At 58.7% G+C, this 23,802-nt stretch carries 19 protein-coding genes, 1 tRNA gene and 3 pseudogenes; 9 read left to right on the top strand and 14 right to left on the bottom strand.

Annotated features, from left to right (window positions below; genetic code table 11):
• Window positions 1–20: 20 nt before the first annotated feature.
• Window positions 21–785, top strand: coding sequence for a glycosyltransferase family 2 protein (locus tag AAAK34_RS10960; RefSeq protein ID WP_231693072.1), 765 nt, complete (start codon window positions 21–23; stop codon window positions 783–785).
• Here AAAK34_RS10960 and AAAK34_RS10955 read toward each other — a convergent pair.
• The 10 genes and pseudogenes from AAAK34_RS10955 to AAAK34_RS10910 all read right to left on the bottom strand — a co-directional run bounded on the left by AAAK34_RS10955 (window position 756) and on the right by AAAK34_RS10910 (window position 9,836).
• A complete protein-coding gene (locus AAAK34_RS10955; RefSeq protein ID WP_231693071.1) occupies window positions 756–2,102 on the bottom strand; it encodes a cation:proton antiporter in 1,347 nt (448 codons plus the stop codon). The genes AAAK34_RS10960 and AAAK34_RS10955 overlap by 30 nt on opposite strands.
• Window positions 2,099–2,842, bottom strand: a complete 744-nt coding sequence (gene fabG / locus AAAK34_RS10950; protein ID WP_231693070.1) for a 3-oxoacyl-ACP reductase FabG — start codon at window positions 2,840–2,842, stop codon at window positions 2,099–2,101. The genes AAAK34_RS10955 and fabG overlap by 4 nt, the downstream gene beginning before the upstream one ends.
• Complete coding sequence (locus tag AAAK34_RS10945) at window positions 2,839–3,315, bottom strand: hydroxymyristoyl-ACP dehydratase (protein WP_231693069.1); 477 nt, start codon at window positions 3,313–3,315, stop codon at window positions 2,839–2,841. Before AAAK34_RS10945 ends, fabG begins: the two co-directional genes overlap by 4 nt.
• Window positions 3,316–3,326: 11 nt before the next feature.
• Window positions 3,327–3,962: a beta-ketoacyl synthase chain length factor gene (locus AAAK34_RS10940; RefSeq protein ID WP_431777265.1), complete on the bottom strand. Its 636-nt coding sequence runs from the start codon at window positions 3,960–3,962 to the stop codon at window positions 3,327–3,329.
• Entirely contained in the window at window positions 3,940–4,161 is a 222-nt protein-coding gene (locus tag AAAK34_RS10935) for a hypothetical protein (RefSeq protein WP_431777264.1), read from the bottom strand. The genes AAAK34_RS10940 and AAAK34_RS10935 overlap by 23 nt, the downstream gene beginning before the upstream one ends.
• Entirely contained in the window at window positions 4,158–5,351 is a 1,194-nt protein-coding gene (locus AAAK34_RS10930; RefSeq protein WP_231693349.1) for a beta-ketoacyl-[acyl-carrier-protein] synthase family protein, read from the bottom strand. Before AAAK34_RS10930 ends, AAAK34_RS10935 begins: the two co-directional genes overlap by 4 nt.
• Entirely contained in the window at window positions 5,351–6,268 is a 918-nt protein-coding gene (locus AAAK34_RS10925) for a class I SAM-dependent methyltransferase (RefSeq protein WP_431777263.1), read from the bottom strand. The genes AAAK34_RS10930 and AAAK34_RS10925 overlap by 1 nt, the downstream gene beginning before the upstream one ends.
• Entirely contained in the window at window positions 6,265–7,113 is an 849-nt protein-coding gene (locus AAAK34_RS10920) for a polysaccharide deacetylase family protein (RefSeq protein ID WP_231693066.1), read from the bottom strand. The genes AAAK34_RS10925 and AAAK34_RS10920 overlap by 4 nt, the downstream gene beginning before the upstream one ends.
• 46 nt (window positions 7,114–7,159) lie before the next feature.
• Complete coding sequence (locus AAAK34_RS10915; RefSeq protein ID WP_231693348.1) at window positions 7,160–8,788, bottom strand: ABC transporter ATP-binding protein; 1,629 nt, start codon at window positions 8,786–8,788, stop codon at window positions 7,160–7,162.
• Window positions 8,788–9,836, bottom strand: a pseudogene (locus AAAK34_RS10910) (ABC transporter permease). Before AAAK34_RS10910 ends, AAAK34_RS10915 begins: the two are co-directional and overlap by 1 nt.
• 473 nt (window positions 9,837–10,309) lie before the next feature.
• On the opposite strand from AAAK34_RS10910, the gene AAAK34_RS10905 reads away from it, so the two are divergent.
• The gene (locus AAAK34_RS10905; protein ID WP_231693064.1) at window positions 10,310–11,848 is read left to right on the top strand and encodes a DUF4422 domain-containing protein; all 1,539 of its coding nucleotides are present in this window, start codon (window positions 10,310–10,312) and stop codon (window positions 11,846–11,848) included.
• Window positions 11,845–12,798: a UDP-glucuronic acid decarboxylase family protein gene (locus tag AAAK34_RS10900; RefSeq protein WP_231693063.1), complete on the top strand. Its 954-nt coding sequence runs from the start codon at window positions 11,845–11,847 to the stop codon at window positions 12,796–12,798. Before AAAK34_RS10905 ends, AAAK34_RS10900 begins: the two co-directional genes overlap by 4 nt.
• A 28-nt stretch (window positions 12,799–12,826) precedes the next feature.
• Here AAAK34_RS10900 and AAAK34_RS10895 read toward each other — a convergent pair.
• Together AAAK34_RS10895 and AAAK34_RS10890 are read right to left on the bottom strand one after the other, a co-directional pair.
• A pseudogene (locus AAAK34_RS10895) lies at window positions 12,827–13,854 on the bottom strand (microcin C ABC transporter permease YejB).
• Window positions 13,855–13,868: 14 nt separating this feature from the next.
• Entirely contained in the window at window positions 13,869–15,659 is a 1,791-nt protein-coding gene (locus AAAK34_RS10890; RefSeq protein ID WP_431777262.1) for an extracellular solute-binding protein, read from the bottom strand.
• A gap of 40 nt (window positions 15,660–15,699) precedes the next feature.
• Between AAAK34_RS10890 and fabI the strand changes: the two are divergent.
• Window positions 15,700–16,514, top strand: a pseudogene (gene fabI, locus AAAK34_RS10885) (enoyl-ACP reductase FabI).
• Between the two features lie 129 nt (window positions 16,515–16,643).
• Here the strand turns inward: fabI and AAAK34_RS10880 are convergent.
• Together AAAK34_RS10880 and AAAK34_RS10875 are read right to left on the bottom strand one after the other, a co-directional pair.
• The gene (locus tag AAAK34_RS10880; RefSeq protein ID WP_231693059.1) at window positions 16,644–16,868 is read right to left on the bottom strand and encodes a YdcH family protein; all 225 of its coding nucleotides are present in this window, start codon (window positions 16,866–16,868) and stop codon (window positions 16,644–16,646) included.
• A gap of 120 nt (window positions 16,869–16,988) precedes the next feature.
• Window positions 16,989–19,352, bottom strand: coding sequence for an arginine/lysine/ornithine decarboxylase (locus AAAK34_RS10875; RefSeq protein WP_231693058.1), 2,364 nt, complete (start codon window positions 19,350–19,352; stop codon window positions 16,989–16,991).
• A gap of 255 nt (window positions 19,353–19,607) precedes the next feature.
• Here AAAK34_RS10875 and AAAK34_RS10870 point away from each other — a divergent pair, with 255 nt between their 5' ends.
• From AAAK34_RS10870 to AAAK34_RS10850, 5 genes are all read left to right on the top strand, one after another.
• On the top strand, window positions 19,608–20,033 hold the full coding sequence (locus tag AAAK34_RS10870) for an NfeD family protein (protein WP_231693057.1): 426 nt from the start codon (window positions 19,608–19,610) through the stop codon (window positions 20,031–20,033).
• Between the two features lie 52 nt (window positions 20,034–20,085).
• A complete protein-coding gene (locus tag AAAK34_RS10865; protein ID WP_231693056.1) occupies window positions 20,086–21,000 on the top strand; it encodes a stomatin-like protein in 915 nt (304 codons plus the stop codon).
• 76 nt (window positions 21,001–21,076) lie between these two features.
• Window positions 21,077–22,267 (top strand): GGDEF domain-containing protein, encoded by a 1,191-nt coding sequence (locus AAAK34_RS10860; RefSeq protein WP_231693055.1) that lies wholly within the window; start codon window positions 21,077–21,079, stop codon window positions 22,265–22,267.
• 85 nt (window positions 22,268–22,352) lie between these two features.
• Window positions 22,353–22,443: transfer RNA gene (locus AAAK34_RS10855), tRNA-Ser, on the top strand.
• Window positions 22,444–22,634: 191 nt separating this feature from the next.
• Complete coding sequence (locus tag AAAK34_RS10850) at window positions 22,635–23,750, top strand: phage integrase central domain-containing protein (protein ID WP_231693054.1); 1,116 nt, start codon at window positions 22,635–22,637, stop codon at window positions 23,748–23,750.
• Window positions 23,751–23,802 lie beyond the last annotated feature (52 nt).

The following is a 23,802-nucleotide window of genomic DNA, read 5'->3' as shown; positions in this document are numbered from 1 at the left end:
CCCTACCTTTTCCCTTTCCGATGCCCGCAGCCTCCTCCACCCACCTGGTGCTCATTCCGAGCTTCAACCCCGGCCGCAAGGTGCTCGAAACCGTGCGCGCAGCGCGCGCACAATGGACTCCTGTATGGGTCGTTGTAGACGGCAGTACTGACGGCAGCGCCGACTGGCTTCGCGAGCTGGCAGCACAGGACACCGGGCTGAGAGTTATTGTTCAGCCCTCCAACCAAGGCAAGGGCGCGGCCGTTCTGGCCGGTCTGGAGCTCGCCGCACGGGAAGGATTCACGCACGCGCTCACCATGGATTCTGACGGCCAACACCCCTCAGAACTCATACCCCGCTTCATGCAAGCCTCGCAGAATGCACCAGCGGCCATGGTACTGGGTGTGCCCATATTCGGTGCGGAAGCTCCTCGTTTACGTGTACTTGGCCGGAAGATCTCCAACGGTTGGGCCAATCTGGAAACATTGGGCATGGGCATTGGTGACTCACTCTATGGCTTTCGCGTTTATCCCATCGCCCCCCTTGCGCGCGTCATGCGCGGCCAGCGCTTCATGCGGCGCTTCGATTTTGACCCTGAGGCTGCCGTGCGACTTTGCTGGGCTGGTGTGCGCCCAGTGAATCTACCAGCCCCGGTGCGCTACTTCACGCCCGAAGAAGGCGGCGTTTCGCATTTCAAATACCTGCGCGACAACACATTGCTCACATGGATGCACACGCGCCTGTTTCTAGGTTTTCTGTGCCGCCTGCCCCTGCTTCTATGGCGAAGCTTGCTGGGCCGAGGCTGACTCTCCCACATGCTCCCGGTGTGACCGACTCCAGCCGCCAGCGAGTTGGCAATACGGCAACCAACGTCGTAATGCGGGCGAGGTAATCACCGTGCTGAAGATGGCCATGATCACAAGTATCGTGAACATGTTCTGCGAAATGACGCCCAGGTCGTAACCTACGTTGATCACGATCAGCTCCATCAATGCTCGGGTGTTCATCAGAATACCCAGCACCTTTGATTCGGGCTTGCCCATCCCAGACCATCGGGATGCGAGGTAGCTCCCACCGAATTTTCCCGCCGTTGCCAAGAACACGGTCAGCGCGCACCAACCCCACAGCTCCAGCGTATCCAGCCCACCAATGTTGGTACGCAAGCCTGTGTAGGTAAAGAAGATCGGCACAAAAAATACGGTCACGAACTGACCCATGCGGTCTTTCCAGGCGCCAATCAGGCGGCGCTCGTCGTGCAGCAACACGCCCATCATGAAGCCACCGAAAATCGCAAATATTCCCAGCTGATAGGTGGCCATGGCGCCCATGAATATCAGCGCCAGCAGCACACCCAGCAACGAATTGGGCAGAGGGTCATCGCCGCGTTGACCCAATCGAACCAGCCGCTTGACCAGCGGACGCAGGCCAAACCACGCCAGCAGTGCAAAGCCGCACACGAGCCCCACGTTCAGTGCAAACACCCCTGCATCGAACTGCGAAATAGCCAATGCACTCACAAGAGCCAGCAGCAGCCAGCCCACTACATCGTTAATGGCCGCGGCACTGATGGCAATCACGCCAATGGGGTGCTGCGTAAGATCGAACTCGATGAGAATGCGCCCAAGAATCGGAAGTGCGGTAATAGAGAACGCAGTGGCCACAAACAGGGCCGTGGCCAAGGGATTGGCGCTCGGTGAAAGTATGGGTGCGCTGAACCAGCCAAAAGCCAACCCGAGCGCGAAAGGCACCGCCAAGCCCGCAGCAGCCACCCACAGGGTAGTGCGGCGATTGCGCTTCTCGGTCAAATGACCGAAATCGAACTCCAGACCAATCTGGAACATCAGCAGGATCAACCCGATCTGGGAGAGCACTTGCATCGGCTCCCCTGGGGCAGAATTGAACACGTAGCGGAACGCGTCTGGAGCCAACAATCCGAATAGCGACGGGCCCAGCAAGATGCCAATAATGATCTCTCCGACCGCCGAAGACTGTCCAAAGCGGACGGCCATCGCGCTGCCGATCCGGCCTGCCAGCACGACCACCGAGAGCTGGAGCAGCGTGAAAAAAAGTATCGCCTCGGCCTTGTGAACTGCCAGTTCTTGCGTGGCCCCCAAAATGCTCATGAATACATTCCACCGTTAATGGCTATCGTCTGACCCGAGATGTAGCCGGCCTTGTCGCTGGCAAGAAACGCGACCAGATCAGCCACCTCCTGCGCTTGTCCGGCCCGCTGCATGGGCACCAGTTGCTTGATGGCCGCATCGTTGAAAGCGCCGGTGCTCATGTCGGTGGCAATGATGCCGGGTGCCACTGCATTCACCGTGACGCCCCGGCTGGCACACTCCAGTGCCAATGACTTGACGGCGCTATGCAGCGCCCCTTTGGCGGCGGCATAGTTGACCTGACCTCTATTGCCTGCTTGCGCCGCCACAGAGGTGATCGCAATGATCCGGCCCCAGCGCGTGCGCAAGAGTGGCAGCATCAACGGTTGAGTCACGTTAAAAAAACCATTCAGGTTCACATCGATCACGCGTTGCCATTGCTCAGCCCGCATGCCCGGGAACACGGCGTCATCATGTACGCCAGCGTTGTTCACAATGACCTGAATCGGCCCCGCCTCCAACTGCGTACCAAGCGCCGCTTCGCACGCCGAACGGTCGGTTACATCGAACACCAACGCCTGTGCTCGACCACCGGAGCTGTTGATTTCAGCCACCAATGCCTCTGCCGCCTCGCGTTGCCGATTGGCGTGCACCAGTACCTCAAAGCCCTGCCCGGCCAGGGTGCGGGCAATCGCCCCGCCTATGCCGCCACTTGCACCGGTCACCAGGGCGCGGCGAAAAATATTTTCAGTAGAAGTCATGAAGAAGTCTGTGGCGCGTTCAGCATCACCATGGCACGACCATCGAGGAGTGGTTGGCCACCGGCATTCAGGCTAAACCCGTAAACGCAATGATCACCGTTGTCAGCCTCGCAAAGCACAGAAACGGTGAGTTCGCCAGCCACGTCGTCCAGACGTGACACATGCATGGACACGGCTCGGACGCTTACCAGAAACCCCATTTTTGATCGCTCCGCACCGCGCTGGTCAGCCATCAGTGCGCCGTGCAAGGCCATGGCCTGCGCGGCGTATTCAATGCCGCAGGAAGCACCTAGTTGGCCACCCAGGCGCATCGGGTTGTCGGGCGTCAGGTGGCTATCGGCCACGCAGGCAAGACCACCGGGCGATGCCGAGACTACGCGTGCAAGCAGGCACATCTGGCCTTGATGAGGAATACGCGCAGCAATCCAGTCGCGTGTCTGCCCTTTGGCATCGGTCCAGATGTTGTCAAGCATAGGGAGAGCGCTCAACATGCCTCCAAAGCAGTCACTCGCACGACGAGCGACTGAGGCGCAAAATACTCGAGCGCGACCGGCCGCGCGCCGTTTGGCGAAACAAGTGCCTCCAGCAGCGGCAGCCCGCGCATGGCCGGCATGGCCTGGACACATGCCTTGAGCCGAGGATGATCGAAGGAAAGGCCATCAGGGACACACTCTTGCAACGCGCCACGACGGGCCATATGTATCTGGCCGATGGAACGGTCGGTTCGGACGGGAGACAACACCAAACCCAGCCCCGCTGTATCCAGAATGGGCCGCTTGGCATGAAGCGGCTCCGGATACTCGCTGTCGCAGGCGACCAGCAAAACCGGCTGCCCGCTGGCTTCAACCTGCGTCATGGCTTCTATCAGACCAGCCGCAAAGCTGGCATCGTAGGCGCCCAATACTTGTGCCGCAGGCGTCGCGCCGGTAGCGATCGACCAGTACCCCGAGGCCGCGTTGTGCACGGAATTGTGAAAGCGCGTGGGCGATATCTGCCGATCTTCACCCGCCAGCAATTCGCAAAGCGAGTGGCAATTGTGGCCGTCCCCTCCGGAGGCTGCGAACACATTCGGAAGTGCGCTGGGTTCCACCGCAGCCTCACGGCAGGCCTCCAGGCCCACCGCCAGCGCAGCCTTGACAATCCTGCTGGCGCGGCGGCGCTCTGCGGGGGAGTAATTCCGGGGCCGGCAACACGGTAGGGCTGGGTTCGTAGTCAGCCTCTCCGATCAGCAAGGCACGCGCATGCGTCCAACTGGTCATGCCGGGGCCAATCAGGCCCACTCCATCCACCCAAACGCAAATGTCGTCTGCCGCACTCATGATTGCCCCCTATGCGACAAGATCAGGCAACAATTACTGCCGCCAAATCCAAAAGAATTGGAAAGCACATGGCGCAAGGGCCGCGTGCCTCCGGGCTTCAGGACCAATTCCAACGGAATCTGAGGATCGGGCGTTTGCGTGCCCACACTGGCGGGCAACACCCCGTGGCGCAGCGAAAGCGCACAAATAACGGCCTCGAGTGCGCCAGCCGCACCCAGCGTGTGCCCGGTCATTCCTTTGGTTGAACTGCACGGCACGCCCTTATCGAAGATCGCGGCCACCGCAGCACCCTCTGAAGCGTCGTTGGCCGGTGTGGCTGTCCCGTGCAGATTGATGTAGTCAATATCCGATGCTTGAAGTCCCGCACGCACGAGCGCCGCCTGCATGGCTGCCCGCGAACCACGGCCTTCAGGATGCGGCGCCGACATGTGGTGTGCATCGCTGGATTCGCCCCACCCGGCCAGCGTGATTTCTTCAGCAGACCCCGAGACTGGTTCCAGCAGCACGAACGCCGCGGCCTCACCAATCGAAAGCCCCTTGCGCGCCACATCGCCAGGTCGGCACGGCTCGGCCGACGTCAGTTCCAGGGAAGAGAAACCGTACAACGTGGTCAAACAAAGGGAATCCACTCCCCCCACCACCGCGGCATCGGCCAAGCCCGCCGAGATCAAACGATCTGCGGCCGCAAATGCCTTGGCGGAAGACGAGCAAGCCGTGGACACTACCGACACCGGCCCCCGCAAGCCCAGGTATTCGCGTACAAAAGCGCCCACGGATGCGGTATTGTGTGTAGCTCGGTAATCGAACCATTCAGGCAGCGCACCTTCTGCATCGCGCTCGCGGTAGGCTTGCTCGGCAGACAGAATGCCCGAAGTGCTCGTACCCAATATCAGCGCCACGCGATCAGCACCATAGCGAGCCATGGCGTTGCGCACCGCCTCTTCGAACCCGTCGGCCCGCAAGCCCAACAACGCGAGGCGGTTATTGCGGCAGTCGTATGCGTGAAGGGCGGGCGGCAGAACCTCAGCATCTACGGCTGGCACTTCACCAACCCATGTATTGATGGACGCGCCTTCGAAATCGCAGGCCTTGAGACCGCTGCGCCCCTCTTTCAAAGCGGAGAGTAGCGGCACCACCCCCTCGCCCAGTGCAGTGCTGGCGGTCAGTGCAGTGAGTGCAAGATTACTCATCATGCGTGCTCCATCGGCACTCGGGCAATCAGCATGGTGTTGGCAAACGGCGGACCGCCTTCGGTACGAATGATCCGAACGTCAAAACCCAGTGCGCGCAATGATTGCGCCCAATCGTCCACCGGCCGGCAGTACATGGACGAGAACCCATGCCCTCGCACAAATGTCACGATCTGATCGACCCAGCGGCTCAGCGAAAAACGTAAGCCGCCGGACGCGTCCCCAACTCGCGCCACGAACAAGCCCCCGGGGGGCAATGCGGCCCGAATGCGGCGCAGAACATCATCTTGGGCGGCAGGACCAAAGTAGTGAAGCACATCGAAAATGGTGATCACATCGACGGACTCAAAAGCGGCCTGACAGATATCACCCAACTCGATGCGCACACGAGGTTCGTCGGCGAGGGCGGCTTGGGCACGCGCCACATCACGCGGCATGAGTTCCAGCCCGTGCAAGCTATGCACCACAGGTGGCGGAGCCCAGCATGCCGGCCAGTTTCCTGCCTCGTACGCTTGTCTCGCCGCAAGCAACCAGGCCGCAAAAACCGCCTGACCGCAACCAAGATCGAGAAAGCGCCCTTGCGCAGGCAGGACACCCAAGCGCAGCAGGTCAATAAAGAGCGGATCAATTCCCAGTTTGCCACGCGCAAAATGGTATGCAAACCGGCTGCCCTTAACGTGGTTGTTGTGTCCGCTTCGTCCGTCGCGCTGATTACGAAATTCCCCCGTTCCCGTCAGGTAGCGAGCGCTGGCTGCATCCACAAGAGCTCTGTGCAGCGTATGCTGATCTGGCTTGGCACCACTTCTGGTTGTCCCGCTTTTTGCCTTGAGGCCGGCGTCGTCATGTATCTCCTGCGAAGCCGCTGACGCAGAACCCCTATCGTGGCCTGATGCCAATCCTTGGTCAGGGTGCCTCATGTCAACGCCCCCTGCAGGTGTCTTGCGCCTTCCGGCATGCACGCCGCTTGAAGCGTAACCGAGCGCAGCCCCTGCTGACCCAGGGCTTGCAGCAGTGGAGGTAAGGCCTCCAGCACCACGGGGCAGCCAGTGCGACCTCTCGCTGCATGGCCATCGTGCATGAGCAGTATGTCTCCGGGCGCCAACCTCTTTACAAGGCGCTTCAGCACGGTGTCTCCATCGCCAGTTCGGGTATCGTAGGCACGCCGTGTCCAACTGGCCAAGCGCAGGCCGCGCCGTGTGAGTATGGGATCCAGGAACGGGTTGCGCAAGCCAGCCACAGCACGGAAAAACAAAGGTGCTCGGCCAGTTACGTCTTGCAGGGTTTGTTGAGCGTCGTCTATTTGTCGTGCCATACCACGCGGACCGTAAGTGGCGAAAAGATGGGGATGGGTGTCGGTATGGTTCTCGATGAGATGGCCACGCCGAATGATCTCGCGCGCCAGTTCCGGATGCTGGCGCACACGCTCGGCAATACAAAAGAAACTGGCACGATGCCCAGCTGCTTCCAGAAGATCGAGTACCCGTGGGGTAACTTCAGGGTCTGGCCCGTCATCGAACGTGAGAGACACCTCGCCGCGCGAAGCTGATACCACTGGCAAGCGGGTAAGGTTGGCTCCCAGCAAACTGGTGCGAGGCAAAAGGCCTGCAACGGCTGCGACCGCATGGTCTGCGAGCACAGCACCTAACCACCATGGCCAATACTGGGGAGCCAATATGGCACCCACACCAGCGCTCAGATGGGTGGCCGCACTTAATTGCAAGAAGGAACTGGGCCGCCAGGGCGCATTCGGGGGCTGATTCATTGCTGACGATTATCGGCGAAGCGCCCTCAAGCGCCCTCAAGCTGCCTTAAGCCGACTCCAGCAACCGCCGAGTGTAAGGATGCTGCGGAGCCCCCAGCACCTCCGCTGCACTGCCTGCCTCCACCACGTCCCCATCCTTGAGCACCATCACATCGTGAGCCATGGCGCGCACGACGTCTACATCGTGCGTAATCAGTAGATAAGCCAGGCCTCGCTCCTTCTGCAACCGCTGCAAGAGCGTGAGGACCTGCTTCTGGATCGTGACGTCCAGCGCGCTGGTCGGTTCATCGAGCACCAGTAGATCCGGCTCTACGATCAGGGCGCGCGCCAAGGCAATGCGCTGGCGCTGACCCCCAGAAAATTCGTGCGGGTAGCGTGAAAGCAGATTGGGAAACTGGCTCTCATCGAGACCCACATCACGCAAAGCTTGGCGCACACGCTCGGCGCACTCGGCCGGCGGAACCCCGGGGGCATGCACGCGCAGGCCCTCGCCAACGATTTCCTGTACGGTCAAACGCGGAGAGAGGGAAGAAAATGGATCTTGAAAAACGACCTGAACAATGCGGCGCAAAGGCTTGTCCGCCGCCGTGCGGCGCTGCCATTTCTGACCAGCCAGTTGAAGATCACCCGCAAAAGGCAGCAACCCCAGCGCCGCCAATGCCAAGGTGGACTTTCCCGACCCAGATTCACCGATCACCCCCAGGGTGCTCCCTGGCGAGATACTGAAACTCGCCCCCTGGACGGCCACAAACTCGCCCTTCCTGAACCAGCCGCGTACGCCTGTAAGCGGCACGGAGTAGCCTATGCGAAGGTTTTTTGCCACCAGCAGCGGTGCGACATCTACCGGAGCATCCACAACCTGGCGTTCCGGTCGGCTGTCCAGCAGGCTTCGGGTGTAGGGATGCTGGGGCGAGTTGAACACGTCGGACACCGTGCCCTGCTCCACCAGCCGCCCCTTTTGCATGACAGCCACACGGTCAGCAAAGCGGCGCACCAGATTCAGATCATGCGTGATCAGCAGAACCGCCATGCCATTTTTTTCCTGGAGACTGGCCAGCAGATCGAGAATCTTCCCACGCAGGGAAACGTCCAGTGCGGTGGTGGGCTCGTCCGCCAGCAGCAACTTTGGCTCGCAGGCCAAAGCCATCGCGATCATGGCGCGCTGCCGCTGTCCACCCGAAAGCTGGTGCGGAAATGCACCGGACCGGCGCTCGGGCTCAGGGATACCGGTACTCGCCAGCAGCTCCACCGTGGCCTGTGCCAAAGGCGCCCCGGTCAAACCCCGCTTGAGCCGCAACACCTCCGCGATCTGCTCGCCCACCGTCATCAGCGGATTGAGGGCTGTCATGGGCTCCTGAAAAATCATGGCAATGTCATCGCCGCGCAGGCCGCGCAACGCACGCTCAGGCAAGGCCAGAAGATCGCGACCCTGACCTCCATCGGCAAACAAGGCGCGTCCGGTGAATTTTGCCTCGGGCAGCAAGCGCAAGAGCGCCAGGGCAGTCACCGTCTTGCCCGAGCCTGATTCGCCCACCAGCGCGAGCTTTTCACCTGGCGCGATGGAAAAACTCACATCATCGACCACTGGCTTAGCTCCAAATGACACGCAAAGCCGATCCACTTGCAATAGAGGGGCCCTGGAAGAGGAATTGGCTTCCGAAGTTTGGTTGGCCATCATTGCCCCTTTCTAGGATCCAGCGCGTCGCGCAGTGCGTCTCCCATGAAGGTGAGCAGCAAGAGGGTAAGCACCAGCACACCAAAGGTGGAGATCGAGATCCACCAGGCATCAATGTTGTTTTTGCCCTGGCTCAGCAACTCCCCCAGGCTGGGCGTGCCGGGCGGCACGCCTAGGCCCAGGAAGTCCAATGAGGTGAGCGCCAGAATCGCGGCGCTCATACGAAACGGAAGGAAGGTCACCACCGGCGTCATGCTGTTGGGCAGGATGTGTCTCCAGATGATTTGCCAGTTCGACACCCCCAGCGCGCGCGCGCCTTTCACGTAATCGAGCTGGCGGTTGCGCAGGAATTCTGCACGCACATAATCCGAGAGACCCATCCAGCCGAAGAGGCTGAGCAATACCAACAGCAGACCAATGCTGGGCGCCAGAATGGCACTGAAAATAATGAGCAGATAGAGTTCCGGCATGGAACTCCATATCTCGATAAATCGCTGAAAGCCCAGATCGATTTTTCCGCCAAAATAGCCCTGCACCGCACCTGCCGCAATTCCCAGTAGCGTGCCCACGAATGTCAGCGCCAGAGCAAACAGCACGCTGACACGAAAGCCGTAGACCAGCTGCGCCAGCAAGTCCCGCCCCCGGTCATCCGTACCCAACCAGTTGTCACGCGTCGGTGGCGCCGGATTAGGTGATTTAGCGAAGTAATTGATTGTTTTTTCGCCATAGGGGTTCAGCGGATACACCGCCCAGTTACCAGGCTTGGCAAACTGCTCTTTGATGAACGGGTCCAGGTAGTCCGTCTCTGCTTCGAAATCCCCCCGAAGGTCTTCTCTGAATACGACTTGACCAGGGGAAAGTAAAGCTGCCCCTCGTAGCGAACAAGCAGCGGTTTGTCATTTGTGAGGAGCTCCGCACCCAGGCTGAGGGCCACAAGCGTCACGAACATCACCAGGCTCCAAAAGCCAAGGCGATTGCGCTTGAAACGCTGCCAGGCGCGGCGCTTGGGCGAAAGGCTGGGCGCGAATTCTGTCGCTGTGGCCGTCATATGCCCACCCTCATCCTGATAAGCGGATCATTCGCTGACGCACAAAGGCTCCGGCCGTATGGAAAGAAAACTCGGTTCACGCAGCCGAGTGTATTCGCGTGTGCCACATCTTGAAGCTCGTCCAAAATTTGCCTTAACTTCTTCGTCGCATTCATGGCGCGACAGCTTTCGTAGCGGACTTTAATTTGCCCATATGATGACGACAGGAAAGAGCCAATTGTGATGAATGGGCTTTAGAACGAATGACACATGCTTAAGACAGATTTTGGATCATCGTAGGTTTTTGTAGGAGCGGCTTTAGCCGCGAACGGCAGCGTTTACACCAAGGCATCGGGTGCTTTGGGGACCATCGCGGCTAAAGCCGCTCCTACAAAGGCAGAACCTGTCGAAGTAGTCGCTCTTGTCTTAAGCCAACGCATTCACGATCGTAGAAATATTACACGCGCGATTCAGTTCGTGCCAAGATTGCTTTCATGCTGAACTGGCGAATCAGGTACCAGAAAATAGTGCATCGCTACCCGGAGCTGACTGACCCTCATCTCAGTGTGCTGGAGGTGGGCAGTGAAGTGCAAGGCATTGCAGAGTTGCTTCAAAGAAACATCACCAGCGTGAATGGGCACATTCAAGCCACGCCCTCGCCTTGGAATACCGTGGTCGCGGGTTCCCCGTTCAAATTACCCTTTGCCGACAATGCGTTTGATCATGTCGTCTGCGCCGACGGCCTGAAGTACATCGCCAAAGGTGCTCGCGCGCTGGTCATTGCAGAAATGACACGAGTCGCTCGCCGAAAAGTCATTTTGTCCATGCCTTGCGCCAATTTGGCCGTGCAAAGCGATCTGGCGCTGGCGGCTGCGTTCCAACGGATGGGCAAAGGAGCGCCCCCGTGGCTGCATGAAGGAATCACACGCCAGTTACCTACCGTGGCCGAGATGGTGCAACTGGTCTCTGGAACCGGCCTGCGCTTTGAGATCCACACCAACGAAACCGTGCTGCAGCACTACGGTGGGCTGATGCTGGATATCTTCTTCCCTTTCGCCGCACAAATCAGCGCCACCGAGCACAGCAAGATGCGCCATCAAAGCGTGCCAGAGACCGGCTGGGAGATGTATTACAGCTACCTGTTTTGCATTTTCAAGGAGCATGATCCCGCGTGGCAGAAAGTCATGCCCCCGCCTGCCCGCAAGGCAGCCGCTACGACCCCAGGCGTGGGTCTGTATGCGGTCTATCACCGGCGGCTGCCATTGGCCCCCAACACCGGAATCACCCCCATATACGTCGGTGAGGCCGCGCAAGCCGCCACGGAAACGGAGCGAAGTGACACTGAGCTTGACAACAGCCGATGGTCCGAACTCTCCGGGGTGCACGAAGTCTGGAAGAATGGCCCTCGCACGGCCTATGTAGGCTTTTGCCACTACCGACGATTTTTTGATTTCTCCCGGAAAAATGGGCTCGCCCGCTCCACCACACTGAGCTTCAATGACTATATTGCCCGCGCATTCGTAACGGCGTCGGAACACGCTATAACGCATTTCGAGAAGAATCCGGACACCCTCATCGTCCCCCCCACGCTAGAGGTCGGGCACAACATCTGGGATCAATACGCACTCATGCACAACGCGAACGATCTGTGCATGGTCACGAACCTGTTAGTGCGTTCCTACCCCCACCTGATCCCATACCTCGTTGAAAGCTTCTCTACGCGCAAGCTCTACGCCAACAATCTGTTCATCACCCGCTGGGACCATTTCGAGGAGTTGTGCGCACTCTGGCTCGATGTATTGTGCGAGGTCGAGAAAAACGTGCCGGTTCGCACCGAGGATCCGTATCAGCGGCGCGACCTCGCCTTTCTTGCCGAACGCATATTCGATATATGGGTGCGCTACCGCGCCGCACAGGGCACCAACCTCCATGCTGTGCCGATGCTGGAGATCACCTACCCGGACCTGGACACCAGTGCCTGGTCCCGAACTGTTCCGCCAAGCGCATCTGCCGCACGCGGAGGCCGCTCATGACCCTGCGCATACTCGTCACAGGTGGCGGAGGATTCATTGGCTCTCACCTATGCCAGCGACTTCTCAATAGCGGGCACTCCGTGCTGTGCTTGGACAATTTTTCAAGCAGCTCCCCACGCAACATCGCCGCATTCGCGAGCAACCCGCGGTTTCAATTGATAGAGCGGGATGTCGCGGCACCCTTGTTCACAGAGGTCGATCAGATCTACAACCTCGCGTGCCCAGCGTCCCCTGTTCAGTATCAACGCGATCCAGTGCACACCCTGCGCACCAATGCAGTGGGGGCCATGAACGTGCTGGAACTCGCCAGGAGCGGTGGTATTCGGGTGTTGCAAACATCCACCAGCGAGGTTTACGGAGACCCGAACATCCATCCCCAGCCCGAAAGCTACTGGGGCCATGTGAACCCAATAGGCTTGCGTGCCTGCTATGACGAAGGCAAACGCTGCGCCGAAGCACTCTTCTTTGCCTATCACCGCCAGCATTCGGTAGACATCAAGGTCGTTCGCATTTTCAACACCTACGGCCCCCGCACACAAATGAACGATGGGCGAGTGGTCAGCAATTTGATCGTTCAAGCCCTGCGTGGCGAAGATCTGACGATTTACGGCAACGGATCACAAACGCGCAGCTTCTGTTATGTGGATGATCTGTTGACTGGCCTGATCGCCATGATGAACTCTGAACCCGGCTTCACCGGCCCCGTGAATCTGGGCAACCCGCGGGAGACCACGATTCTCGAGCTGGCTCATCTGATTCGAGAGCACACGCACAGCCGTTCAAAAATCGTATTCAAGCCCCTGCCCCAAGACGATCCTCGCCAACGCATGCCTGACATCGCACTCGCGCGCGAGAGGCTCCACTGGAGCCCCAGCACGTCGCTGGAAGAAGGATTGCGCCACACCATCGAATATTTCCAGCAGGAACTGCAAACCTCGACCTGTAGTTAGTGTCCTGTTAAGGATGCCCTGCAAAACCCTAATCAAACTTCACGCGCGGATCTACCCACACGTAGCAAAGATCGCTGATCAGCTTGGTGAGCAGCCCTATGAGGGTGAACAGGTACAGCGTACCCAGGACCACCGGATAATCCCTGCGAATCACACTCTCGTAGCTCAGCAAGCCCAAGCCATCCAGCGAGAACAGTGTCTCGATCAGTAGCGCGCCGGTAAAAAATGCGCCAATGAAAGCCGCCGGAAACCCCGTGACCAGGGGAATCAAGGCGTTTCGGAAAACGTGCTTCCAAAGGACCTGGCGCTCGCTCAGGCCCTTCGCGCGCGCCGTGAGCACGTACTGCTTGCGAATTTCCTCCAGAAACGAGTTCTTTGTCAGCATTGCGGTGACCGCGAAACTCCCTAGCACCATGGCCGTCACGGGAAGCGTGATGTGCCACAGATAGTCAACAATACGCGCCGGCCAGCTCAGCTCTTCCCAGTTCGCGGAAGTCAGCCCACGCAGCGGGAACCACTGCAACTGCCCCCCAAAAATCACCAACAGCGCCACACCCAGCACGAAGCCTGGAATGGCATAGCCCACCAGAACAATCAGCGTGGTGACAACGTCAAAGCGGGAGCCGGCACGCACCGCCTTGGCCACGCCCAAGGGCACCGAGATCAGGTAGCTGATAAAAAACGTCCATAGGCCCAGACTGATCGAGACAGGCAGCTTTTCCTTCACCAATGTCCACACATCCTTGTTCTGAAAAAACTCCGCCCCAGATCAAATCGGGCAAACTGGCTCAGCATCTGGAAGAATCGTTCATGCGCGGGCTTATCGAAGCCGTAGAGCGCCTTGATCTGCTCCAGTTGACGCGGATCGACGCCCTGATTGCCCCTATAGGTCAGGCCGCCCGATTCCACCCCGCCCCCCGCCGCGCTGCGCGCCTCCATCAGGTACTGCTCCACCGGACCACCAGGCACAAACTGCAACACCACGAAGGTCAGCAGCAACACCCCCAGCAAAGTGGGGATCATCAGCAGCAGGCGCTTGAGAATATAGGAAAACATAGGCGGCAATACCTTCAGGGTGTGCGTGCCCACCAGGTCGTCATCACCCACTCCTCAGCGCGCGCATAAGGGGGCATGGGCGGATGATAAGCCAGCCTATGGTTGTTGTAGACCATACGGTGTGAAGACAGTGTCCATTGCGGGATATGGTAGTGACTATGCATGATGACCCTATCCAGTGCATGGCAGGCGGGCAAAAGTTCTTTCAGGCTGCGGGCACCCACAATCGCCGTAATCAAGGCATCCACAGCAGGGTTCTTGACCCCCGCGTAGCTGGCACTGCCCTCCACATCGGCTGCCTTGCTACCGAATAGCTCTGCCAGCGCCTGCCCAGGGTTGTGCGTGCCGGGAATAGCCAAGGTAATGATGTCGTAGTCAAACTTGTCCACCCGCTGCTGGTACAGCGCGAAATCGACCGACGAGAATCGCATCTGAATACCCAGCTTCTCCAGGTTCTGAATCCACGGCCCCACCGTTCTTATGCCACCTTCCCGGCTGTCCATGTAATCCAGCACCATGGGCTGCCCTTGGACATTGCGCAAGGCGCCGTCGCGGTAGGTCCAGCCTGCCTCACGCAGCAACTGCTGAGCACGGCGCAGATTCGCACGCAATGACTGGCCCGGCCCCTCCGTGCTCGGTGGCACGTACATGGGGCCAAACACTGCGTCGGGCACTTTACCGCGCCAGGGCTCCAGTAGCGCCAGCTCATCGGCGCCGGGCGTCCCGGTCGCTTCGCAAAGGGTATTGCCAAACAGATCCTTCACACGGGGGTAGCTCCCGTAGAACATCTGCCGGTTCATCCATTCGTAATCAATGGCCAGATTCAGAGCTTCTCGCACGCGTACATCGGCCAGCAAAGGCCTACGGGTATTGAGAACATAGCTTTGAAAGCCAGCCGGCAGTTTGTGCTGGAACTCCTTTTTCACCAGTTCGCCACTGGTAAAGCGCCGCCCATTGATGCGCCTGGCCCAGTCCCCGGCAGAATACACCGTCATCAAGTCAAACTCGCCAGCCTTCAGCGCTTCAAGGCGTGCCGTGTTGTCGCGATAGATCTTGACCGTGATCCGATCAAAATTTGAACTGCCGCGCGCCACATTCAGATCTCGCCCCCAGTACTGCGGGTCTCGCACGTAGGTGATGTCTCGTCCAAATCGTACCGGACCTATCCGATACGGGCCGCTCCCGATGGGAACATCGGTCACCACCTCGTCAAAAGGCTTGCCCGCGCCCCATTTTCGGCTGAAGATCGGAAGGCCACCTACGGTCAAGGGTAGTTCGCGGTTCGGCTGATGAAAGCGGAACCGCACCTTCCGCGGGTTGATCACATCCATGCCCGCCACTTCGTGGAGCATCGTACGGTAGGCTGGAGAAGCCTGCGGGCTGATGAGTGTTTCGTAGCTGTGTTTCACGTCCTCAGCCAGCACGGGGTCCCCGTTATGAAAACGAGCTTCAGGGCGCAGCGTAAAAACCACAGAAAGGCGGTCTCCGGCCACCTCTATATCTTCGGCCAGCAATCCGTAGCCGCTGGCGGTTTCATCCATCGAGCCTGCGAGGAGGCTGTCGAACAGCAGGTTGTTCAGGTAGGCGGGTGGAGAGCCCTTCATGGTGAAGGGGTTGTACTTGTCAAACGTGGAGTAGCGCAGGTTGCTCACCATGCGCAACTCCCCCTTGGGCGCATCAGGATTCACGTAATCAAAGTGCGCAAAACCAGCCGAATACTTCAATTCGCCCCACAAGGCATAGCCGTGGGCAGCCCAAACCGGACCGGCAAGTGCAAGGATCAGAGTGGCAAAACAGAATCGCATGAGACAATTCTGCCGCTATTTCACTCAGGAGCCCCTAAGCATGAGCCAGAAGACCGGCTTTCTCGCAGGCAAGAGATTATTGATCACCGGCGTTTTGTCTAATCGTTCGATTGCCTATGGCATCGCCCGCGCCTGTCACAACCAGGGGGCCGAGCTGGCCTTCAGCTACGTAGGAGAGCGTTTCAAGGACCGCATCACCGATTTCGCTGCCGAGTTTGGATCCTCGCTAATATTCGACTGCGATGTGGGCAACGACGATCAGATCGAAGCCATGTTCAAGAACTTGTCGGCCACCTGGCCCAAGTTCGACGGCTTCGTGCACGCCATCGGGTTTGCGCCTCGGGAGGCGATCGCCGGGAATTTCCTGGACGGCCTCTCGCGGGAAGCGTTCAAGATCGCACACGACATCAGCGCCTACAGCTTCCCCGGCATGGCCAAGGCCGCCCTGCCCTACCTGAACGACAAGTCCGCACTGCTGACGCTCAGCTACCTAGGCGCTCTGCGCACCATACCCAACTACAACACCATGGGTCTGGCCAAGGCATCCTTGGAGGCCTCGGTGCGCTATTTGGCCGAAGCGGTGGGCCGCACGGAAGACGGACGCGCCATCCGCGTCAACGGCATCAGTGCCGGCCCCATCAAAACGCTGGCAGCCAGCGGCATCAAGGATTTCGGCAAACTCCTCGGCTTCGTGGCTGCGGGCTCCCCTTGCGCCGCAACGTCACGATCGATGACGTGGGTAACGTTGCCGCATTCTTGTTAAGCGATCTCGCATGCGGGGTCACGGCAGAAATCACCTACGTCGACGGCGGCTTCAGCCAGACCGCAGGCATCAGCGTAGACAGCTCCAACTAATCTGGGAAAATGCGCAGCCTGGAAAAGGCTGCAGGGGCTTCCCAGGGGAGCTGCCCGGAAAAAGTTGACCCAACAAAAAACCCGCCATTCACACCGGCGGGTTTTAGTAGGTTGAGGCACGCCAGACTCTCAAGCGGCCTCTGCGTCAGCCTTCTTCAGGATCACGTACAACTCGTCCTTGATGAGCAGCTTCTCCTTCTTCAAGGTCTCAATCCGCTCGTGCGTCGCTGGCTCCTGACCTGCTTCCATGCGCCTTATCTGATGATCAAGCACATGGTGCTTCTCAAAAAGACGGGCGAAATGGTTGTCCTCCAATTTGAGAGTGTGAATCAGGTCGCGGTACTCAGGAAACATCGGTACTCCTTTTGGTCTTGATGGGCAAGAGCGCCTGTTCGCGGCCCCCGCACCCTAAAGCGCGGAGCCACAAACAGGTTACAGCGTAGCGCATTACGACGTCCCAACCAAGCCGAAAAATCAATTCGGCGTGAAATATGGCGAACGAGTCTGGGTTTCAAGCGCGTCCTGGATGTCCGTGGTCGGCTCAACCTGACCCCCGCGCCCCTCCTCAGCCACGCAGTCGGCGTAATAGCGCACCGCGTCATTGTCATCGCGCACTTCCACTAGGCCATGAATGTCCGTCTCGAAACCGGGGCACATCAGAGCAAATTCCCGCGCGAATTTAAGGTAATCCACGATTTTCTTGTTGAACACCTCTCCCGGAATCAACAAGGGAATCCCCGGTGGGTACGGCGTCAGCAGGCCTACCGTGACACGTCCCTCCAGGTGATCAATCTCCACCCGCTCCACTTTACGGCGGGCAATGCAAGCATAAGCATCCGCCGGGTTCATGGCCGGCTCAAGCTCCGAGAGATACATATCCGTGGTTAACCGGGCAATGTCGTACTTGGCATAGAGCTGGTGCACGTGCTGGCAAAGATCGCGCAAGCCCATGCGCTCGTAACGGCGGTGGTGCTGACAGAACTCCGGCATGATCCTCCAAAGAGGCTGGTTCCTGTCGTAATCGTCCTTGAACTGCTGTAATTCTGTCAGCATCGTGTTCCAGCGGCCCTTGGTAATGCCGATCGTGAACATGATGAAGAAACTGTAGAGGCCCGTTTTTTCGACCACCACGCCATGCTCGGCCAAGTACTTGGTCACGATGGAAGCCGGGATGCCTGTCTTGTCAAACTTGCCGTCCAGGTTAAGACCAGGCGTCACGATGGTCGCCTTGATCGGATCCAGCATGTTGAACCCAGCAGCGAGTTTGCCAAATCCGTGCCATTTGCTGGTACGGGTGGCTCCATTTTTAATGATCCAGTCTTCCGCGCGGCCGATGCCCTCGTCCACCAGCTTGTCAGGGCCCCAGACCTTGAACCACCAGTCTTCAGAGCCAAAATCGGCCTCCACCTTGCGCATGGCACGACGGAAATCGAGCGCTTCCAGCAGGCTTTCCTCTACCATGGCGGTGCCGCCCGGTGGCTCCATCATGGCGGCTGCCACATCACAACTGGCGATGATGCTGTACTGCGGACTGGTCGAGGTGTGCATCAGGTACGCCTCGTTGAACAGATAACGATCCAGCTTCACATTTTGCGAATCCTGCACCAGGACGTGGCTGGCCTGGCTGATGCCCGCGAGCAGCTTGTGAATGGATTGAGTGGAGTACACCATGGACTGCTTTGGCCGGGCCCGCTTCTTGCCCATGGCATGGTAGGTGCCGTAGAAGGGGTGGAAAGCGGCGTGCGGCAGCCACGCTTCATCAAAATGCAGGGTGTCTACATAACCATCCAGCATCTGCTTGATGGTTTCAGTGTTGTAGAGCACGCCATCGTAGGTAGACTGCGTCAGCGACATGATCCGCGGCTTGACCTTGTCCGCATCCACGTGCTTGAGCAGTGGATTGGCCCGAATCTTGGCCTTGATGGTCTCCGGATCAAACTCGGACTTCGGGATCGGCCCGATGATGCCGTAATGATTTCGCGTTGGCTTCAAGAACACGGGGATCGCCCCGGTCATGATGATCGCGTGCAGGTTACTCTTGTGGCAGTTGCGGTCTACCACCACCACATCGCCCGGCGCCACAGTGTGGTGCCACACTATCTTGTTGCTGGTAGAAGTACCGTTGGTCACGAAGAAGCAATGGTCGGCGTTAAAAATGCGTGCCGCATTGCGCTCGCTTTCACCAATGGCGCCATCATGGTCCAGCAACTGGCCCAGCTCTTCCACAGCGTTACAAACGTCTGCCCGGAGCATGTTCTCGCCGTAGAACTGGTGGTACATCTGGCCGATGGGGCTCTTCAGGAACGCCACCCCACCCGAATGGCCCGGGCAATGCCATGAATACGAACCATCTTCCGCGTAGTCGAGCAGAGCCTTGAAAAATGGCGGCTGAATACCCTCAAGATAGCTCTTGGCCTCACGAATGATGTGCCGAGCCACGAATTCTGGCGTGTCTTCGAACATGTGGATGAAACCATGCAGTTCGCGCAGAATGTCGTTCGGCAGGTGCTGACTGGTCTTGGTTTCACCGTAGATGTAAATCGGTACATCTGTGTTCTTGCGCCGTACCTCCTGAATGAAGTTACGCAAGTTCACCACCACAGGATCAAGCTCTGGCCCCGAAGAGGAGGAAAACTCCTCATCGTCAATCGAGAGAATGAATGCACTGGCGCGGCTTTGTTGCTGCGCGAATTGGCTCAAATCGCCATAGCTGGTGGCACCGAGAACCTCAAACCCTTCAGCCTGTATGGCATCCGCGAGCGCGCGAATACCTAGGCCGGAACTGTTCTCGGCACGGAAGTCTTCATCAATGATGACAATGGGGAAACGGAATTTCATGGGGCAGGCTCCAGCCGCAAAATGGCAACGCAGCGGCGAAGTGTACGTAATTGGGAAGACAGCGTCGCGTCAGTAAGTTATTTGATCGGCCAACTACGACGCAAATCCGCTCCCGAAGGCCCCTTAATGGATGACCTGATTGAAAGCCCAAAGTGACAATGAAGAGCATGCGTGAATTTATGCCTCAGAATGTCGCAGAGAGATACCGCTGGAAACGGTTGCTTTTTATGTACACTTAAATTCACAGGAGATCATATGGCCGAATCGACGATGTGGTGGATCGCCGCTGGCGCCATGGTGGCTCTGGAGTTGTTCACCGGCACCTTTTATCTTTTGATGCTCAGCATCGGCTTGGTGGCCGGCGCCGTTGCGGCACACGCCGGGGCATCGCTGACCACGCAGCTCATCGCGGCGGCGGTGGTGGGGGGCGGTGCCGTGCTGGCTTGCTATTTTGCGCGCCGCCGGCGCCCAGGCGACCCATCTCCAAGGTCTGAACGCAGCGTCAATCTCGACGTGGGCGAGGTGGTACAGGTGCCCGGCTGGAACGCAGACGGCACAGCCCAAATTCGATACCGGGGTGCCCAATGGACCGTCATTCATCGGCCCGGTATCACACCACAGCCGGGTCCGCATCGTGTGGTTGAACTCGTCGGCAGTCGCCTGTTAGTTGAAGCACTATGAACCGCTGCCCTGCCCCTGCCCCCGCCCTCCCCTGTCTTTGAAAGGAATCGCCGTGGAAATCGCCATCATCATCTTTGTCATCGCCGCCATATTCATTACGCGTGCGGTAAAAGTGGTACCACAGCAAAACGCCTGGGTGGTGGAACGCCTGGGCAAGTACAACACCACTTTGACGCCCGGCTTGAGCTTTCTGGTGCCCTTTATTGACCGCGTGGCCTACAAGCACAGCCTGAAGGAAATCCCGCTGGATGTCCCCAGCCAAGTCTGCATTACGCGAGACAACACCCAGCTTCAGGTAGACGGCATCTTGTATTTTCAGGTGACCGACCCCATGAGGGCCAGCTACGGATCAAGCAACTACGTGGTCGCCATTACGCAATTGGCGCAAACTTCTTTGCGCAGTGTGATCGGCAAGCTTGAGCTGGATAAAACCTTCGAAGAGCGCGACATGATCAACGCCCAAGTGGTGCAAGCCATTGACGAAGCAGCACTGAACTGGGGCGTCAAAGTACTCCGCTACGAAATCAAGGATCTCACGCCCCCCGCTGAAATCCTGCGTGCCATGCAGGCCCAAATCACGGCCGAGCGTGAAAAGCGAGCCCTCATCGCCGCCTCTGAAGGACGCCGCCAGGAACAGATTAACATCGCCACGGGCGAACGCGAAGCCTTCATTGCCCGCTCGGAAGGCGAGAAGCAATCGATCATCAACAACGCGCAGGGTGAAGCGGCATCCATCACCGCCGTGGCTGAGGCCACCGCCCAGGCCATTGAGCGCGTCGCAGCCGCCATCCGCCAACCAGGTGGCGACCAAGCCGTGCAACTCAAAGTGGCTGAAAAAGCCGTGGATGCCTACAGCAAAGTGGCCGCTGAATCGAAGACCACCCTTGTCGTGCCATCGAACATGACCGAGGTCTCGGCGCTCATCAGTTCAGCCATGAAAATGGTTCAGGCACAGAAAAACAACTAAAAATACACAGAACCACGCGAATTCTTCAAAGCACCGCGGGCCGCACAGGTGGAGTCCGTTCGTATGATGGGACGCAATGAAGATATTCGACACCCTGCGCCGCTGGGCCGAGGAAGATTCCTTGGTGCAAGATGCCGCCTATCGACGAAACACCGAAGTTCTCGGTGTTGCCGCCTGGGGAATGCTTGGGCTGAACCTACTGCATGTGGCGGTATTCATGCTCCTGCCATTCGACGACCCAGTTCGCAGTACCTGGGCCCATCAGGTTGCAGCGGCCCACGGGGTGATGGCGTTGCTGATGTTCTGCACAGGTTTGATGTGCCGTCGCATCCACGCCAATCCTGCGTCTGCAAGCCGGTTCCGACTACTCCCCGAACTCGCTTCGGCAGTCATCATGGGTTGGGCCATCGTACTGACCGTGATGGATCAAGCCGTCAGCTCCAGCATCAACGCATACATCAATGCGGCCGTGGGCATTTCCATCGTTTTCTTGCTGCGCCCAAAGTCGGCTCTGGCGATTTTTCTACTTAGCCTGTGTGCGCTTGCCTGGGCGCTGAACCTGACCACTAACGACCCCGCTCATCTGGTCACTACCCGCATGAACGCGATTTCGGCCACCGCCTTGGCGCTGCTCGTGAGTATTTTGCTGTGGCGCCGTTTTGTTCAGTCAGAGCTTCTGCAGCGTGCGCTGGCGGCTACAAACCAGAAACTGGAGCAGCAGAAAACCGAACTTGAAGCATTGGCAACACAGGATTCGCTTACGGGCCTGTTCAACCGCCGTGAGTTTCACCGGCAGGCAGAGTTTGAGGTGGCGCGAGCTCGGCGGCAAGGTAGCGCACTCTCTCTGCTCATGCTGGATCTGGATCAGTTCAAATCTATCAACGACCAATTCGGACACGCTACAGGTGACGATGTACTTCGACACATAGCCCACCTGATGGACCGTACGGTCCGTCAGACCGACATCCTCGCCCGCTATGGCGGTGAAGAGTTCGTGCTGCTTCTGCCTGACACCCCCGACGCTGAAGCCCATCACTTGGCCGAAAGGTTGAGGCAGAAACTCGCCACCACCCCGGCGCCCAGTCTTGGGGCTCCCGTAACAGCCAGCATTGGCCTGGCCTTCCGGGCTGGAGCCAGTGTACTCAAGCTCGAAGAACTGCTTCAACACGCCGACCAGGCCATGTACAAAGCCAAGCGCCAGGGTGGCAATAATGTTGTGATGGCGGAGATCGCCGCCAGCGCACATGACCCGTCGCAAATGCTCTGAGCACGGCGACTGAAAAACAAGAAAAATAAGAAAAATTCGCAGCTGCGCGAAATCGGCAATTTTTCCCGCTAGAATACGCGGTTCCGGAGAGGTGGATGAGCGGTTTAAGTCGCACGCCTGGAAAGCGTGTGAGGGTTAATAGCCCTCCGCGGGTTCGAATCCCGCCCTCTCCGCCAATAATGAGTCCCAGAGCGTCCCAGGACGTCTCGAAAGACACCCTGAAAGCCCCGGTTTACCTCGTGTTCCGGGGCTTTTTTGTTTCCAGGCGTCCCGTGACGGATCTTTCCATCCAAGGGTTTCTGTTGGTATTGTTGGTGGTACGCAGGAGGTGCCGTGTTGGTATTTCCTCTACCAACGGGGGGTGAACATGGCCCTGACTGACATTGCGATCAAGTCCAGCAAGCCACTTGAGTCGGCTTTCAAGCTGTCTGACGGACGCGGCCTTCAGCTGCACATCACGCCTCAGGGCTCCAGGTTGTGGCGCTGGGCCTATCGTCATGAGGGCAAACAAAAGCTCATGGCGTTGGGTGTCTATCCGGATGTTTGCCTTGCGCAGGCCCGAGAAAAAGCGGACTTGGCCAGAAAGCTTCTTGCCACGGGTGTTGACCCGATGGCCACCCACGAGTCCGAAAAGATCGCGCGCCGACTGGAGGCTGACGTATTTCCAGCGATCGGAAAAAGACCTGTCGCAGAAATCGAGGCCCCCGAGCTGGTCGCCATGATGAAGGCGATCGAAAAACACGGCGCCCTCGACATCGCCAAACGTGCCCTTCAGACCTGTTCTCAGATCTTTCGCTACGCCATCGCCCACGGGCTGGCAAAACGCAACCCGGCCATGGAGATTCGCCCGAGCGACGTGCTCGCCTCGCGCAAAAAGGAGAACTACGCAAGGTTGGACGGCAAGGAACTTCCCGAGTTGCTGCGCAAGATCGAGGTCTACCACGGCAGCACTGTCACCCGTGTGGCCATCAAGCTCATGGCAATGACCTTTGTGCGCACCAGCGAGCTGATCGGCGCGCGCTGGGAAGAATTTGATCTCGACGGCGGACGCTGGGACATACCCGCGTCACGCATGAAGATGAAGACGCCGCACGTGGTGCCGCTTTCCACCCAGGCGGTCACTCTGCTGCGGAGCTTGCACACGCTGACCGGCCACAGCCCACTGCTTTTCCCTGGCGAACGTGACCATCAAAAGTCGATGAGCAACAACACCATCCTGGGCGCGCTGGATCGCATGGGCTACACGGGGCGCATGACCGGTCACGGCTTCCGGGGCATCGCCTCCACCCTGCCGCACGAACAGGGCTGGCCGCACGAGCACATTGGACTTCAACTGGCCCACCAAGAGCGCAACAAGGTCAGCGCCTCATACAACCACGCGATGTACCTGCAGCCACGAGCCCAGATGATGCAGGCTTGGAGCAACTACCTCGATACCTGTATAGCGGGCAATGTGGTGCCATTCAGAGGGAAACGGGTTTAGCCTTCTTGCAATCTTGCCTGAAGACTCACTCCTGACCCGTGAGGGCACTCAG

The sequence above is a fragment of the Ottowia caeni genome, from assembly GCF_050821495.1.
In the GTDB taxonomy this organism is placed as follows: domain Bacteria; phylum Pseudomonadota; class Gammaproteobacteria; order Burkholderiales; family Burkholderiaceae_C; genus Ottowia; species Ottowia caeni.
This window is presented reverse-complemented; position numbering and strand designations above follow the sequence as displayed.